This is a genomic window from Streptomyces sp. SID5785 (assembly GCF_009870065.1).
Classification (GTDB): domain Bacteria; phylum Actinomycetota; class Actinomycetes; order Streptomycetales; family Streptomycetaceae; genus Streptomyces.
The window spans coordinates 1-15991 of the sequence record NZ_WWIA01001094.1 but is presented as its reverse complement, the minus strand read 5'-3'; the positions used below and the strand labels follow the sequence as shown (position 1 = coordinate 15991).

Genomic DNA, 15991 nt, shown 5'->3' with positions numbered 1-15991 from the left:
GCCGCCGCCCCTGACCGGTGTCGGCTCGCGGTGGGCGCGGACCTTGTCGGACGGGAGCCGTGTCAGCGGCATCCGCTGGGTGATGCGTCGCGTGGCCTCCAGGAGCTGCGCTCCGGAGCGCCGGGACGTGGTGAGCACCTCCACGCGCGCGGGTGCTCCGTCGGCCCGCGGGAAGGCGTGCGGGAAGTCCAGGATGCCGTTCACATCGGCACCGCGGAACGCGTAGATCGACTGATCCGGGTCGCCGAACGCGACCAGGGTGCGTCCCTGCCCGGCGAGGGCTTGCAGCAGCCGGACCTGCGCGGGGTCGGTGTCCTGGTACTCGTCGACGAACACCGCGTCGTACTGGGCGGCAAGTCGCCCGGCGACGTCCTGGCGCCGGGCGAGGAGCACGGCGCGGTGCACCAGCTCGGCGTAGTCGAGCACGCCCCGCATGTCGAGGACGTCCAGGTACTCGGCGAGGAACGTGGCGGCCGCGCGCCAGTCGGGGCGGCCGATGCGGCGGGCGAAGGCGTCGAGGGCAGCCGGTCCGAGTCCCAGCTCCCGGCTGCGGGCGAGGACCGCGCGCACCTCGTCGGCGAAGCCGCGCGTCGTGAGGCAGGCGCGCAACTCATCGGGCCAGCGCACGTGGGCGAGCCCGGCCCGCTCCAGGTCGACCTGGCCGGCCAGCATCTCGCGCACCGTGACGTCCTGCTCGGGGCCCGACAGGAGGCGCAGCGGCTCGGCGAACAGCTCGGAGTCCTGGTGCGCGCGGATCAGCGCGTAACAGAAGGAGTGGAAGGTCGTGGCCTGCGGGGCGCGGGCGGCGCCGATACGCAGCGCCATGCGGTCGCGGAGCTCGACGGCGGCCTTCCGGCTGAACGTGAGGACCAGGATGCGTCCCGGCGCCGCCCCCCGCTCGATGCGCGCGGAGACGGCTTCCACAAGGGTGGTCGTCTTCCCGGTGCCGGGTCCGGCGAGGACCAGCAGGGGGCCACGGGAGTGGTCAACCACAGCACGCTGGTGTGCGTCCAGACGAGGGGGATCCACCGGGTCCCGCGGGGTGCGCACCAGCCGGTACGCGCCCGGCATCCCCTGTCGGACCGGGTGGTGCGACGGGCGCCGGGGGGACGAGGAGGAGCTCACGTGGATCGCTGGTCCTGGTGGGTCTGCTGGCGGTCGAAGGGCCGGCCGCTCAGGGCGGGGGCCACGGGGTGAAGGAGGTGGCTGCCATCGACGGTGCCGTCGACGCTACGCCGTCGAGTGTGGCGGAAGCCGGACTTCCGGCGCGCCTCCCGCCCGCTTTCCACGGCAGGTGTGCCGCGTCTCACGAACGGACGCCGTGGCGGCGAAGTGCCCCGATCGCCGCCTTTCCCTCGTACGGGCCACCGGCGGCTCGCCCGCGCGTGGAATCGCCGAAGCTGTCACGTGTGAGCTACCGAACGCGTCTCGCCGTCCCACCGCGCGCGCTTCATGTCGAGGCGCGGCAGATGCCCGTCCGCGGCCCGGGAGGCCTCGCGCAGCGGCGTGCCCTCCTCGCGGTAGTGGCCCAGGGCGCGCAGCTCGTGTCCCGGCAGCAGATGCCCGTCGGAGCGCACCACGCGCCACCAGGGGACGCCGCCGCCGTAGAGGGACATCACTCGCCCCACCTGGCGCGGGCCGCCCTCCTCCAGCCACTCGGCGACGTCCCCGTACGTCATGACACGCCCGGGCGGGATCAGCTCGGCGACCTCGAGGACGCGCTCCGCGTACTCGGGAAGGTCGCCGTGCTCGGGAAGATCGCCTGCCGCATCGCTCTCCTCGCTCATCCGGCCCATCCTGCCGCACGCCACCGACAGCCTGGAGGGACATACGAAAGGCAGCCTGGAGAGTCGTACAAGAAGGCGCTTGCCGACGACTTCGCGCCTGTCGAAAGCACCCTGATACCCCCCTACGACGACAGGGCATGCCACCATCGTGCGGGCGGTGACTGGTGATACGAGATCAAGAAGAGACGACGGAGCAGAGCGTGCACCCCGAGAAGGCGGAGGGCTCCTCTGTGACACCGGCGCGCCCTGAGGACCCGGCCGGGCAGGCCGAGGACGACAAGCCCGACAAGCCCGAGCAGCCGCTCCACGACCCGGACAGCGTCACCCCCGACGCGCACACGGACCAGGTGGACGGCGACGAACCGCTCCTCCCCGCGCGCGTGCACCGCCCTTCGGATCTCATGCGGCTCCTGGTGGGTCTGCTCGCCGTCGTCGTGCTGCTCGCCATCGCCACGTTCGCCCACGCCACCACCACGGGCTTCGCGCAGGACATCGACAAGGGCACGGGGCAGGCGCCCGACCTGCTGACCAAGTTCGCGGGGCTCGCGTCGAGCATCGCGATCCTGCTCGTTCCGGTCGCGTTCGCCATCGAGCGGCTGATCAAGCGCGACGGGCTGCGCATCGCGGACGGCGTGCTCGCCGCCGTGCTCGCCCACGGCGTGACGCTGGCGACGGATCTGTGGGTCGCCAAGGCGGCGCCCGAGTCGATCCAGGACGCGCTCACCAAAGTGTCACCGGGCGACATCCACGCCCTCACCGACCCCGTGCACGGCTATCTGGCGCCGGTCATCGCCTATATGACGGCCGTCGGCATGTCCCGGCGGCCACGATGGCGTGTCGTGCTGTGGGTGGTGCTGTGTCTCGACGCGTTCGCGATGCTCGTCACGGGCTACACGACACCGTTCTCGATCATCCTCACCATCCTCATCGGCTGGACGGTCGCCTACGGCACGCTGTACGCAGTCGGCTCCCCCAATGTGCGCCCCACCGGGCAGACCCTGCTCGCGGGCCTGCGGCACGTGGGCTTCCACCCCGTCAGCGCTTCCCGCGAGGAGGCGCACGAGGGCGCGACGGAGAACGGCGACCGGGGGCGACGGTACTTCGTCACCCTGGAGGACGGTCCACCGCTCGACATCACCGTGGTGGACCGGGAACAGCAGGCACAAGGCTTCTTCTACCGGGTCTGGCGCCGGCTGACGCTGCGCGGCATCACCCAGCGCCGCAGTCTCCAGTCGCTGCGACAGGCCCTGGAGCAGGAGGCACTGCTCGCCTATGCGGCGATCTCGGCCGGGGCCAACGCACCGAAGCTGATCGCGACGTCCGAGCTGGGCCCCGACGCGGTGATGCTCGTCTACGAGCACATCGGCGGCCGCTCCCTGGACGCGATGCCCGACGAGGAGATCACCGACGACCTGCTGCGCGACACCTGGCACCAGGTCCAGGCACTGCAGTCGCGCCGGATCGCCCATCGCAGGCTGGCCGGCGACGCCATTCTGGTGGATCGTTCCGGCACGGTGATCCTGACCGACCTGCGGGGCGGTGAGATCGCCGCGGGCGACCTGGTGCTGCGCATGGACATCGCGCAACTGGTCACCACTCTCGGCCTGCGCGTGGGCGCCGAGCGCGCGGTCGCCTCGGCGGTCGGCGTCCTCGGCCCCGACACCGTCGCGGACTGCCTGCCGCTGCTGCAGCCGATCGCCCTCACACGCTCCACCCGGGCAACCCTGCGACGGCTGGGCCGGGAGCGCGCTCAGCGCGAGCGCGAGGCCGTCCTCGAGGCGGCCGACCGGGCCCGCGAGGCGCGCCAGACGGCCGCCGCGGAGAACGGCAGTGCCAAGCAGTCCGTACGGGCCGAGAAAAAGACCGAGAAGAAGAACGAGAAGGCCGAGCGCCAGGCGCAGAAGCGGGCCATCGACGAGGCTCTCGACGAGGCACGCGAGGAGGATCTGCTCACCCAGATCCGCCACCAGGTGCTGCGGATCCGCCCCCAGGCGCCCGTGGAGCCGGCCCGTCTGGAGCGCATCAGGCCGCGCACCCTGATCAGCTTCATCGCCGGGGCGATCGGCGCGTACTTCCTGCTGTCCCAGCTCACTCACATCGACTTCGGGGCGATCGTCGGTGAGGCCGAGTGGGGCTGGGTCGGACTCGCGGTGGTGTTCTCCGCGCTCAGTTACGTGGCGGCCGCGATGAGCCTGCTCGGCTTCGTGCCGGAGCGCGTGCCCTTCATGCGGACCGTCGCGGCCCAAGTGGCCGGTTCCTTCGTGAAGATCGTGGCGCCGGCCGCGGTCGGCGGCGTGGCGCTCAACACGCGCTTCCTCCAGCGGTCGGGCGTCCGGCCCGGGCTCGCCGTCGCGAGTGTGGGCGCCTCGCAGCTGTTCGGCATGGGCGCGCACATCCTGCTCCTGCTGACGTTCGGCTATCTCACCGGCACCGAGAAGACGCCCTCTCTGTCGCCGTCCCGGACGGTCATCGCCGGGCTCCTGACGGTCGCTGTGCTCGTCCTTGTGGTGACGTCGATCCCGTTCCTGCGGAAATTCGTCGTCACGCGCGTACGGTCGCTCTTCGCCGGTGTGGTGCCGCGCATGCTCGACGTGCTGCAGCGGCCGCGGAAGCTGGTCACCGGCATCGGCGGCATGCTGCTCCTGACCGCGTGCTTCGTCATGTGTCTCGACGCGTCGATCCGCGCCTTCGGCAACGAGGCGACGAGCCTGAGCCTCGCCAGCGTCGCGGTCGTCTTCCTCGCGGGCAACGCGCTCGGCTCGGCCGCTCCGACACCGGGCGGTGTCGGAGCCGTCGAGGCCACCCTGACCGTCGGTCTGATCGCGGTCGGCCTGCCCAAGGAGGTCGCCGCCCCCGCGGTGCTCCTGTACCGCCTCCTGACGCTGTGGCTCCCCGTGCTGCCCGGCTGGCTGTTCTTCAACCACCTGAGCCGCAAGGGCGCCCTGTAGGACGCCGGGCCGCGGTCGCCGCCTCTCACCCGCACAGACCGCAGCCCGAGCGTCCCGCTCCCGGCCATCGCAGGATGGACGCATGCCCATTCCGTCCCGGCCCCGCGCCGCTGCCCTGGCCGTATCCGCCGCCCTGCTGTCCACGTCGCTCGCGGCCTGCAGCGGCGATTCCAAGGACGCCGTGGATCTGCCGTCCCAGACGCTGAACTGGAAGGACTGTCCCGCGCCGGCGGATTCCGAGGGCGGCGGAGAGGCCCCGTCCCCGCTGCCCGGCGGTGCCGAGTGGCAGTGCGCCACCATGAAGGCGCCGCTCGACTGGGACAAGCCGAAGGGCGACACGATCGGCCTCGCGCTGATCCGCGCGAAGGCGAGCGGTGCCGAGGACCGGCGGATCGGCTCGCTGATCTTCAACTTCGGCGGCCCCGGAGGTTCGGGCATCACGAGCCTGCCGGCGTTCGGCACGGACTACGCGAAGCTGCGCACCCGCTACGACCTGGTCAGCTTCGACCCGCGCGGGGTGGGCCGCAGCGCGGGCGTCATGTGCGAGGACGACGAGAAGCTGGACGAGTACTTCCAGCAGGACTCCACCCCCGACGACGCGGCGGAGCGCAAGAAGCTCGTCGACAACGTGACGGCGTTCAACAGCGCGTGCGACAAGCGTTCCGGCAAGGTCCTCCCCCACGTCCGCACCACCGACGCGGCCCGGGACATGGACCTGATGCGTCAGGTTCTGGGTGACGACAAACTGTACTATTTCGGCATTTCGTACGGAACCGAACTGGGCGGTGTCTACGCGCACTTGTTCCCCAAGAAGGTGGGCCGCGCCGTGTTCGACGGCGTGGTCGACCCCACGGAGAACTCGGAGCAGAGCTCGCTGGGCCAGGCCAAGGGCTTCCAGCTCGCGCTCGACAACTACGCGAAGGACTGCACGTCCAAGATCGAGGACTGCCCGGTCGGCGACACCCCCCAGGACGTGAAGGACAAGATCGCCAAGCTGCTCCGGGACCTCGACGACAAGCCGATCCCGGGGATCTTCCCGCGGGACCTGACACAGACGGCGGCCTCGAACGGGATCGCCCAGTCCCTCTACTCGAAGGACTTCTGGGAGTACCTCACCGAGGGCCTGCAGCAGGCCTACGACGGCGACGGCAAGGTCCTGATGACGCTGTCCGACTCGATGAACGGGCGCAACGAGGACGGAAAGTACAGCAACATCCAGGCCGCCAACGTCGCGATCAACTGCGCCGACGACAAGCCCCGGTACACGCCGGAGGACGTCGAGGCGAAACTGCCCGAGTTCCGCACCGCGTCACCTCTGTTCGGCGACTACCTCGCCTGGGGCATGCTGAGCTGCACCGACTGGGCGACCGACGGCGCCGCCGACCACCCGGACGTCGCCGCGGCCGGCTCCGCCCCGATCCTCGTCGTGGGCAACACCGGCGACCCGGCCACGCCATACGAGGGCGCGCGGAAGATGGCCCAGGCCCTGGGCAAGGGCGTCGGGGTCCAGCTGACGTACAAGGGACAGGGGCACGGGGCGTACGACAGCGGGAACAAGTGCGTGTCCGGCGCCGTGAACAGCTATCTCCTCGACGGCACGGTCCCGAAAGAGGGAACGGTCTGCTCGTGATCGCGGAGTTATCCACAGGCTCCGGCGGATGTCGGCGGGACCTTCTAATCTGACGTCGTCGGTTCCCGATCGAGAGCGATCGGGGCCGGTCAGGACGGCAGTCGAGGGGGAGACGACATGTACAGGGACAGGGACACGGACAGGGGCGGGAGCAGGGGCCCGGAGACGGCAGGCGCCGGTGCGGGCGCCGACCACCCGCAGCAGTTCGGGACACGGGGGCCGGCCGGTGCGGCGGTGGTGACATCGGTGACGGCAGGGGCCGGGCACCGACAGGAGTGTCGAATACGGCGCGACGACACGGCGCGCGAGCCCTTCACGCGGGTCTGATCAAGCTCCCGAACGCGCCGGACGGGCCCCGCGCGCAGTGCGCGAGGCCCGTCCGGGACGATCATGGCCGGTCGGCGGTGGCTCAGTAGACCGGCTTCTCCGGCTCGATCTGGTTGACCCAGCCGATCACGCCGCCGCCCACGTGCACGGCGTCCGCGAAGCCCGCGGACTTCAGGACGGCGAGGACTTCCGCACTGCGGACACCCGTCTTGCAGTGCAGGACGATCTTCTTGTCCTGCGGCAGACTCTCCAGGGCGGTCCCCATGAGGAACTCGTTCTTGGGAATCAGCTTGGCGCCCGGGATGGAGACGATCTCGTACTCGTTGGGCTCCCGGACATCGATGATCTCGATGTTCTCGCCGTCGTCGATCCACTCCTTGAGCTGCTTGGGAGTGATCGTCGCGCCGGCGGCCGCCTCCTGCGCCTCGTCGGACACGACGCCGCAGAAGGCCTCGTAGTCGATGAGCTCGGTGACGGTCGGGTTCTCGCCGCAGACCGCGCAGTTGGGGTCCTTGCGGACCTTCACCTGGCGGTACTGCATCTCCAGGGCGTCGTAGATCATCAGGCGGCCGACGAGCGGCTCACCGATGCCGGCGAGGAGCTTGATCGCCTCGTTGACCTGGATGGAGCCGATGGACGCGCACAGCACGCCCAGGACGCCGCCCTCGGCGCACGAGGGGACCATGCCGGGCGGCGGGGGCTCCGGGTACAGGCAGCGGTAGCACGGCCCGTGCTCGGACCAGAAGACCGAGGCCTGGCCGTCGAAGCGGTAGATGGAACCCCACACATAGGGCTTGTTGAGCAGCACGCACGCGTCGTTGACGAGGTAGCGCGTCGCGAAGTTGTCGGTGCCGTCGACGATCAGGTCGTACTGGCTGAAGATGTCCATCACGTTGTCGGCTTCGAGCCGCTCTTCGTGCAGGATCACGTTCGTGTACGGGTTGATGCCGAGGACCGAGTCCTTCGCGGACTCCGCCTTGGACCGGCCGATGTCGGCCTGGCTGTGGATGATCTGGCGCTGCAGGTTCGACTCGTCGACCTCGTCGAACTCCACGATGCCGAGCGTGCCCACGCCGGCCGCGGCCAGGTACATCAGGGCCGGCGAACCCAGTCCGCCGGCGCCCACACAGAGCACCTTGGCGTTCTTCAGCCGCTTCTGCCCGTCCATCCCGACATCCGGGATGATCAGGTGGCGGGAGTACCTGCGGACCTCGTCTACGGTGAGCTCAGCAGCTGGCTCGACCAGGGGTGGCAGCGACACGGGGACTCCGTTGGTCGGTATCTACGTACGGTTGTTCCGTCTGTAACACTGCCACGCCCTCCTTCATTCCGAGACACCCGGTCCGATCCGCGAGACGATTTCGTCCCAGTAGCCGGGCATCGACTCCCAGGCCGTGGTCCCGCCGTCCCGCTCCGTGCGGTCGGTGAAGTAGATGGTGCCCGCGCCCTGCCAGCGCGCGATACGCAGCGCCTCGTCCAGATGGCCGCGCGGCATGCCGTGCACGAAGTGGCAGAAGCGCTCCGGCGGATACTCCGCCGTCCACTCCGCCACCTGCGACCAGCGGTAGTCGCTCCAGGGCCCGGAGAACGTGACCAACTGGTCGGCGGTCTCGGCGTATCCGGGGTACGGGTGGGTGCCGTGCCCGAGGACGATGTAGGCGTCGTCGACCAAAGCGCGCAGGGTCGTCACGGTCCGCCGGACCTCGGGCAGGACGGCGCGCTCGGTCGGGCAGCGGTCCAGGTGGAATCCGTCGACCTGGTACCAGTCGAGGAACCGGTGCGCGTCGGAGACCAGTTCGCCGAAGGCGCGCGCTCCGTAGGTCAGGTCGAGGTGACCCAGCACACGTACGCCCGCGTTGCGCAGCCGGCCCACCGCCTCCAGACAGTGCGGGTCGGGGCGGCTGCCCGGACCGTGTGCCACGTTGAGGACGACCCAGTGCAGCGGGGCCGACGGGCGGGTGAGTTCGGCCCACTCGGCGGGGGCGACGAGCGGGTGGGCGAATCCGGGGATACCGAAGCCGAGTCGTACGTCGGTGCTCGACAGGCCGGTCGCGGTCGGGGTCAGATACGGCATGCCGCCTCCATCCAGATGTCGGCGAGGGACTCTTCGAGGTTGATGCGGGGCCGCCAGCCGAGCCGGTCGCGCGCCGTGCGCACATCGGCCTGCTGCCAGCTGCCGCAGCCGTCGGGGTACGGATATGCGGCGGGCGGGCTGTGCATGCCGTGCTCGGACTCGCCCCGCGGATGGCCGACGGCCTGGCGCATCGCGGACGGCGGGCCGTCGAGCTCGTGCAGCGCCCCGCCGAAACCGGCGACGCGGGCGAGGACGGCGGCGGCGTCGCGCAGCCGGACGGCGCGGCCCGAGCCGATGTTGATCACGCCCTGGGCCGCGGACAGCGAGGCGGCGTGCACGGCGCGCGCCACGTCGCGGACGTCGATGAAGTCGCGCTGCGCGCCGAGTCCGCCGAGCTTCAGCTCACCGTCGCCGGCCTGCATCGCACGGCGCATCGCCTCGGCCAGCCGGCCGAGCGGCGACCCGGCGGGGGTGCCCGGGCCGGCCGGTGAGAAGACCCGCAGCACGACGGCGTCGAGGCCGGAGCCCAGGACGAGTTCGGTGGCGGCGAGCTTGCTGACGCCGTACGGACCGCCGGGGCGGGGCACCGCGTCCTCGGCGGTGGACGAGCCGGGCTGCGAGGGGCCGTACTCGGCGCCGCAGCCGATCTGCACGAGGCGGGCGCCGCAGCCGCTGCGGCGCAGGGCCTCGCAGACGGTGGCGACGGCGACGGTGTTGTGCCGGGTCAGTTCGCGGGCGCCGCCGCGGGTGGTGCCCGCGCAGTTGATGACCACGCCAGGGTGCACGGCCTCGAGAAAGCGGGTGAGCGCGCCCGGGCTGCCGGTGGCGAGGTCGAAGCGGACGTCGGCGTCGTCGCCCCGGCCCAGCGCCGTCAGCTGCACGGCGGGGTCCGCCAGGAGGCGGTCGGCGACGAAGCGGCCCAGGTACCCGTTGGCTCCGATCAGCAGGACCCTCATCGGTCGCCTCCCGGAATCCGAGCCGCGTGCGCCCGGCACGCTGGGCGCCGGTCACACCGGTCGTGGGTGCGCTGCCCATGAGATCCGGAGTATCCGGCGTGTCCGGCGCCTCCGGGAGGAGGGGTGGTCATCTGGCGTTCTCCTTATGGGTGTTGCTCTGGTTCGACGAGTGAGCCCGCGGTGTCGGCACCGCGGGCGAGAGGTGGGTGTGGTCGTGCGGCGAGCGCGAGGGGTCAGGGGGTCGCGCGCCCGACCGTGGGCCGGCCCGTGGTCATGGCATCTCGCCCGTGGTGGCGTCGGGGCCCGCGTGGGCGGAGGCGTGCGTCAGAGTGCGGGTGGCATGGACGAGCAGGGCGAGCGCCGCGACCGCGCAGGCGACGGCCGGCACGACGCCGGGTCCGGCCGCGTCCACGACGGACTCGACGGGCACGCCCAGGAAGTCGCAGCCGGGCAGCCGGGCGGCGAAGACCGTGGCGACGGCCACCGTCTCGACGCCGGCGGCGGCGCCGAGCACGACGGCCGGGGCGTGGCTGCGGCCGTGCGCGGCGAGCAGCCGGGCGAGCAGGAGCAGCACGCCGAGAGCGGTCGCGCCCGCGATGTCGACGTCCTGGTCGAGCACGGCGCCGGCACCCGCCAGCAGGGCGACAAGGATCAAGGCGAACAGGAGGACACAGCCGAGCAGCAACGGACGTGCGGAAGAGGCGAATTCGGCGAGCCCATGGCTGAGGGCGAGACGACGTCGAGCACCGGTCATGAAGAGGTAGGCACAGCAGGTGCCGGGCGCGACGCTGATCGCGAGGGCGAGCAGCGGAGCGGTCGACGGGGCCCAGGCCTCGTCCGGCCCGCCGGAGAGAGCGGCGGCGAGGAGGCCGTCGCCGAGTGCCGCGTAGGCGAGCAGCCACCAGACCCACAGCCAGGCAGAGGGTGCGGAGGGTCCCTCGCCGGTCCGCAGCGGCCCGCGGCGCAGCGCCGCCTGAAGCACGGCGCAGACGACGAGCAGGCCGGCGACGCCGAGCACCAGGCGGACCGTGCCGCGTGTGGTCTCCACGCCGAGCAGGGTGAGGGCGGCGAGAGCGCCGGGGAGGAGGGCCGGCCCGGCCCAGCTTCCGCGGAGGCGCGGGCGGCCTGGCGGGACCGCCGGGGCCGACTCGACAGTGTCGCCGGTGCGCGGCATGCGGGCGTACATCTCCTCGGCGAGCGAGAAGACGTCCTTGTGCCGGTAGCGGGCCGCGGTCCGGTCGGTGACACCGTGTGCCTCGAGCCCGGCGGCGATCTCCAGCGGGTCGACGGCGCGCTCGCACAGGTCCCGGTGCCGATGCATGAGGACCTTGACGGGGTCCGCTCCGGAACGACGCTGGGGCGAACGGGAGTTGGCGGGCGTGCGCTCCGCGGCGCGTTCGGCGGCGGCCCGGGGCCGGGCCGCGGTCCCGGAGCTGGCGCCGGCGCCGGCGCCGGCGCGGGACGCTTCCCGCTCGGCAGAGGAGGTGGACGAGGTCACGGCTGCCGCGAGCGTCGGCTTCTCGGCGTCGGCCGGGAGAGTGAGGAGGGCGAGCAGTGCGGAGTCGTCGTCGGACGACGCGGCCCCGGTTCCGGCTCCGGCTCCGGAGGAGCGGACCGCGCCGGGAGCGCCCGGGGCACCGGGAGCGCCGGGGGACACACTGCCGCCGGTCGGGCCGGTCCCAGGGGTTGCATCGGCCCCCTTGCTCGCACGGGTGTGGGTCCGATCGGTCAGACCAGCTTCTCCGGTCGAATCGCCGACGAGGCTGAAGGGGTCGGTGGGATCGATGGCGCCGATCGGACCGCTGGAGCCAATGCCTCCGGGTCCACCCGTACGTGCAGCCAGATCGAACGATTCAGCCGGGCCGGTCGAACCCATCGCGTCAGCGGAGCGGTTCGAACCGGTCGGGTCGACGGAACCGGTCGCATCAGTGAGGCCGGTCGAGCCGGCGGTCCTGGTCGGGTCGTCTGGAGTGGTCGGGTCGGCTGGTTCGGCGGGGCTGATCGGGTCCAGCGAAACAGTCCGGCCGGACCGATGCGAGGAGTCGAAGGGGTCCAGGAGGTCGGAGACGTAGTCCGGGGCGATCGGACCCGCGGTGCTGTCGCTCGTGTTGTCGGTCGTCCTGTCGCCCGGCTCACCCGGTGTGGCCAGAGGCTCCGCGCGGTCCTCAGCAGGCACCGGCCCACCACTCGTCTGCTCGGGGCGGCGGCCTTCGCCCGGGGTCGAGCTGTCGCCCGTGCACCCGGGGCGGTTCTCCTGCGGCGCGTCATCGCCCCCGTCGGCCGAGCCCGCATCGGCGGCGGGCCCGGCCTCGGGGCGCATGGTGGAGTCGCTCGCGCGCCAGGCGGCTCCGGCCTCGCTGAGCAGCTCGCTGTCGGGGGCGACCGGCACGGACGGTTCCGCCGGCCGGACCGTGGTCAAACGATCCGCCGCGGATCCGCGGAGCGGGTCCGGGTCGGCGACGGCCCCCCAGGCGGTCGCCCCTACCGGCGCCCCGGGCAGGTCCGTACCGACGACATCCGTACCGCCGGCACTCGTACCTGCGACGCCCGTACCGACAGCACCCGTACCGCCAACGCCCGCGCCTGTGCCCGTGACATCCGCACCTGCGGCATCCCTGCCTGCGGCCTCCCCACCTGCCGCGCCCGAATCCAGGACGTCCAGATCCACGGCACCCGTGCCCACGACATCCGTGCCCACAGCACCCGTGCCCACGACATCCGTGCCCACAACATCCGGGCTCACGACATCCGTGCCGTGGCGTCCCGCGGGGGCCATGTCCTGTCGCCCGTTCATGCTTCGCCTTCCCCGCAGCCGGGGGTGGCCCCGGCCAACTGCTCGCGTTGCTCGCGTTCCCCGCCGCCGCTTCCGCCCCCGGTGCGGGTGCCGAGCGCCAGGCGGGAGTCGGCTCCCGCAGACAACTCGGTCGCCGCACCGGTGTCGGCCCATCGGGGCACGCCCGAGACCACGGCGTCGGGATGGCCCGCACGCCAGGCGCCTCCGGCGCCGTCCACGGCGGGCGCTGTCCACCGGCCGGGCACGTGCGCCTCGGGGGGATGCGCGAAGGGCAGGGGCTCGCCGGAGTCGTCCAGGGCCTCCCTGCGCACAGGGCAGTGCGACACGATCTCCAGGTAAATGCTGCGAAATGCCGCGATGTTCTGTTCGACGGTGAAGAGCTCCAGCGCGCGGGCGCGGGCCGCCGCTCCGAGGCGCTCGCGGCGCTCCGGGTCGCGCAGCAGCGCGACGCAGGCTTCGGCGAGCGCCCGCGGGTTGCGGGGCGGCACCACGAGTCCCGTGCCGCCGATGACTTCGACCACGGCGCCGACGTCGGTGGACACGGTTGCGCGCCCGCAGAACATGGCCTCGGCGAGGCTGATCGGAAAGCCCTCGACGACGCTGGAGAGGACGACGACGGAGCCCGATCCGTAGGCGTCGGCGAGGTCGGGGGCCTCGGGGCCACCGAGTTCCTCGAAGGAGACGGGGTTCTCACCGACGGAGTGCAGCCCGTCGGCCTCGTCGGGGAAGAGCTGAGCGGCGAGGGCCTTGCAGTGGCCGAGGTAGGTCTCGGCCTCGGCCTCGCTGGCTCCGGGCTGTCCGACGCCTGCGACCGCGTTCACCCCGGCGTCGACGCTCCCGTCCGGGACGCCGCCCGCGGCCGACCCGCGCCCCGTCGGCCCGGTGGCGGCAGCGGTCGCTCCACCCTGCCCGGCGAGTGCGCCGGCGCGCGGACCCGTTCCCTGACCCGGCGCCGGTCCGACGCCGCCCGGGTTGGTGCCGGTCCCGCAGGCCGCCGGGACCGCGCCCACGATGCGCAGCCGCGCCTTCGGCTCCTCCTTGCGGATCTCGGCGAAGGCGTGCAGGAGGTTGATGAGGTCCTTGGAGGGTTCGACCCGGCCGACCCAGACGAGGGTGTCGGGCTCCCCCGGCTCCTCCCGCTCGCCGACCTCGGCGAAGCGGGAGGCCTCCATGCCGGGGTGGACGGTGCGGAGCTTGGCGCGGTCGGCGCCGCACCGTTCCTGCCAGCGGCGGGCGTGCGCGTTGCCCGGAGTGATCAGGGCCGCCTCGCGGTAGACCTCGGCGGCGAGCCGACCGTGGAAGGCGGCGAGGAGCGCACGCACGGGCGCGCTCAGTTCGGCGTCACCCGCGGCGATGTAGCGGGCCCTCAGCTGCACCCCGTACTCGGTGACGAGCAGGGGGACGCCGAAGAAGCGCTTGGCGAGGAGACCGGGCAGCGCCGCCGATCCGCCCGAGGCGGCGTGGCACAGGTCGACGGCGCCGAGTCCGCCGCCCCCGGTGAGCCCGGCGCTGCCGGACGCGTCGTCGTACCAGTCGAGCGAGAGCGGGCGCAGCGCGCGCTCGAGGTGACCGGTGAAGGCGAGGAGGTCGGGGACGCGGGCGGCGCGGGCGGCGCGCAGCGCTCCGGGCGCACGACAGGCGCGCTCCAGGATGCGCACGGCGGCCTCGGAACGCAGCGCGAGGCCGAGGACACCCTCGGCGCGGGCGAGTTCGGCCAGCCCGTAGAGAGCAGTGGCGAAACGGTCCGCCTCGGTGGCGGAGTCGATCCCGCCGCCCGTCTCGGCGCCGCCGGAGCGCACGATCGCGGTCACCAGCTCCCCGTAGAGAGCGGCGAAGCGCCGGCGGGCGCGGCGGCCGATCGCGGGGCCGTGCGTGCCGTCCTCGGCGCCGGTCCACAGCGGTGCGGTCCGCACCCGGCTGACCTGCGGGGGGAGTTCGATCCAGCCCGCGTCCTCCTGCTCCTGGCTGCGGCTGAGCGCGTAGATGTCGAACTCGTGCTGCTCGAGTCCGCGCACAAGCCGGTCGCACCAGAGTCTGGCCTCGCCGCTCACATACGGATAACCACCCTCGGTCAGCAGTCCGATGCGCACGCCCACACCCCCGATCTCCCTGTCGGTGAGCCGTCGTTGGACCGGCGGCTCGCAGCGGGAAGAACGTATGCGGACATGCCGGTGGTGCGATGGACGGTTGTCCATCGCGCCACCAAAAGGGGTGAACGGCCGTAACTTTCCCGCGCGCGTGACGTTCTGTCGCGCTAAGAGACCGCGAGACTACGGAACGCTACGGAGCGTCAACCCTTGGGAAACACCCAGGGGTTGGGCAGACACGTGATCCCACCGGACGTGAGGAACTTGGTCTGCTGCTGCATGACCGGGGCCGGCGCGCCGTCGTTGGTGCACGTCACGTGGTTGAAGCCGAGCCGGTGGCCGACCTCGTGGTTGATGAGCATCTGGCGGTACGGATAGATCGCCTTGTCGTGCAGCGCGTCGTCGAAGGGCTTCGCGCCCTGCGCCCAGCGGTAGGCGTTGATCATCACGCGGTCGGTGGCGGCGGAGTCGCACGACACGTTGTCCTCGGTCGTGTCGAGGCCCGACTTGGCGCACCAGTCCGCCGTGGTCCCGGGGCTGGCGAGCGTGATGACGAACTGGGCCTTCTCGCCTCGCGCGACGCGCTCGAAGGTGCGCTCCCCGCCGTGCGCCCAGCTCCGCTTGTCGTTCAGCGTCTTCTGCACGGCGTCCGCGAACAGCTGCGCGTCGAGGCCGAGGCCCTTCTCCACGTCGATCCGGTACCGGAACTTGGTCCCCTTGCCCGGTGCCGCGGCGCCCGTCGGGATCGTCTCGAACGCCCCCGAGCCCTTGAGATCAGCCTTGAGCGGGTACTTCTTCGCCATCTTCTGCCCGTACGTGAGCGGCGCGGCGCGGCCCGGTGCGCTCGGTGTGGCGCGGTCGTCCGAACGGGACGCCGAGCCGTTCTGCGCGCGCGTTCCGTCGGCGGCGCGTGCCTGTGCACCGCCCCCGGAGTCACCGCCGTCCGCGACCTGGCCCGCGACGACGATGGCGAGCACGGTCGTGACGGCGGCCGCGGCGATCCCGGTGAACGTCATGCCGGTGCGCCGCTTGCCGCGACCCGACCCGTCCTGCGGCAGCTCGTCGCCGGGCGGGGGCGGCCGGTCGCTCCAGTCCGAGACGGCGGCGTAGGGGTCCTGCTCCTCGGGAGCGCCGCTCAGCGTGCGGCTCGTCGCGTACGGGGAGCGGCCGGCGGGCGCGTCGAGACGGTCGAAGGCGTCGACGTACTCCTGGCGCGGGCTCGGCAGCGGACCGGACGCCGGTCCGGGGCCGGGCGGCGAGGCGACAGGCGGCACCTCGGCGCCGACGCCGCCCGTGCCCCGGGCGGGCGGAGCCATCGACGGGGCTCCCCAGCCGCCGCCCGGCTCGCGCTGCTCGGGGTGGCCGCCGCGGACGTGCGGCGCGGGCGG

Annotated in this window: 10 protein-coding genes; 2 read left to right on the top strand and 8 right to left on the bottom strand. The window is 72.4% G+C overall.

Annotated elements, in window-relative coordinates; genetic code table 11:
• Both GTW43_RS35540 and GTW43_RS35535 read right to left on the bottom strand, forming a co-directional pair.
• Positions 1-1125, bottom strand: a 1125-nt coding sequence (locus GTW43_RS35540) for a UvrD-helicase domain-containing protein (protein ID WP_161306095.1), incomplete at its 3' end; no start/stop codon positions are given.
• A 278-nt stretch (positions 1126-1403) separates the two neighbouring features.
• The gene (locus GTW43_RS35535; RefSeq protein ID WP_161306094.1) at positions 1404-1787 is read right to left on the bottom strand and encodes an MGMT family protein; all 384 of its coding nucleotides are present in this window, start codon (positions 1785-1787) and stop codon (positions 1404-1406) included.
• 164 nt (positions 1788-1951) lie between these two features.
• Here GTW43_RS35535 and GTW43_RS35530 point away from each other — a divergent pair, with 164 nt between their 5' ends.
• Entirely contained in the window at positions 1952-4735 is a 2784-nt protein-coding gene (locus GTW43_RS35530; protein WP_161306093.1) for a lysylphosphatidylglycerol synthase transmembrane domain-containing protein, read from the top strand.
• Positions 4736-4817: 82 nt separating this feature from the next.
• Positions 4818-6365 carry an alpha/beta hydrolase gene (locus GTW43_RS35525; protein WP_161306092.1) on the top strand — a complete coding sequence of 516 codons (1548 nt, stop codon included), beginning with the start codon at positions 4818-4820 and terminating at the stop codon, positions 6363-6365.
• A gap of 409 nt (positions 6366-6774) precedes the next feature.
• Here GTW43_RS35525 and moeZ read toward each other — a convergent pair whose 3' ends face one another.
• From moeZ to GTW43_RS35495, 6 genes are all read right to left on the bottom strand, one after another.
• Entirely contained in the window at positions 6775-7953 is a 1179-nt protein-coding gene (gene moeZ, locus GTW43_RS35520; RefSeq protein ID WP_161306091.1) for an adenylyltransferase/sulfurtransferase MoeZ, read from the bottom strand.
• A 63-nt stretch (positions 7954-8016) separates the two neighbouring features.
• Positions 8017-8766, bottom strand: a complete 750-nt coding sequence (locus GTW43_RS35515; RefSeq protein WP_161306090.1) for a spherulation-specific family 4 protein — start codon at positions 8764-8766, stop codon at positions 8017-8019.
• Positions 8754-9722, bottom strand: coding sequence for an NAD-dependent epimerase/dehydratase family protein (locus GTW43_RS35510; protein ID WP_161306089.1), 969 nt, complete (start codon positions 9720-9722; stop codon positions 8754-8756). The genes GTW43_RS35515 and GTW43_RS35510 overlap by 13 nt, the downstream gene beginning before the upstream one ends.
• Before the next feature lie 271 nt (positions 9723-9993).
• The gene (locus GTW43_RS38380; RefSeq protein ID WP_237536983.1) at positions 9994-12111 is read right to left on the bottom strand and encodes a hypothetical protein; all 2118 of its coding nucleotides are present in this window, start codon (positions 12109-12111) and stop codon (positions 9994-9996) included.
• A gap of 401 nt (positions 12112-12512) precedes the next feature.
• The gene (locus GTW43_RS35500; RefSeq protein WP_161306096.1) at positions 12513-14606 is read right to left on the bottom strand and encodes a DUF3492 domain-containing protein; all 2094 of its coding nucleotides are present in this window, start codon (positions 14604-14606) and stop codon (positions 12513-12515) included.
• A 200-nt stretch (positions 14607-14806) separates the two neighbouring features.
• A partial coding sequence (locus GTW43_RS35495) for a DUF3152 domain-containing protein (protein ID WP_161306088.1) occupies positions 14807-15991 on the bottom strand: 1185 nt, incomplete at its 5' end.

What these genes read in the sequence shown, in the direction of transcription:
- GTW43_RS35535 (WP_161306094.1), bottom strand. Translation starts at nt 1,787, where the DNA reads ATGAGCGAGGAGAGCGATGCGGCAGGCGATCTTCCCGAGCACGGCGAC.
- GTW43_RS35525 (WP_161306092.1), top strand. Translation starts at nt 4,818, where the DNA reads ATGCCCATTCCGTCCCGGCCCCGCGCCGCTGCCCTGGCCGTATCCGCC.
- GTW43_RS35515 (WP_161306090.1), bottom strand. Translation starts at nt 8,766, where the DNA reads ATGCCGTATCTGACCCCGACCGCGACCGGCCTGTCGAGCACCGACGTA.
- GTW43_RS35510 (WP_161306089.1), bottom strand. Translation starts at nt 9,722, where the DNA reads ATGAGGGTCCTGCTGATCGGAGCCAACGGGTACCTGGGCCGCTTCGTC.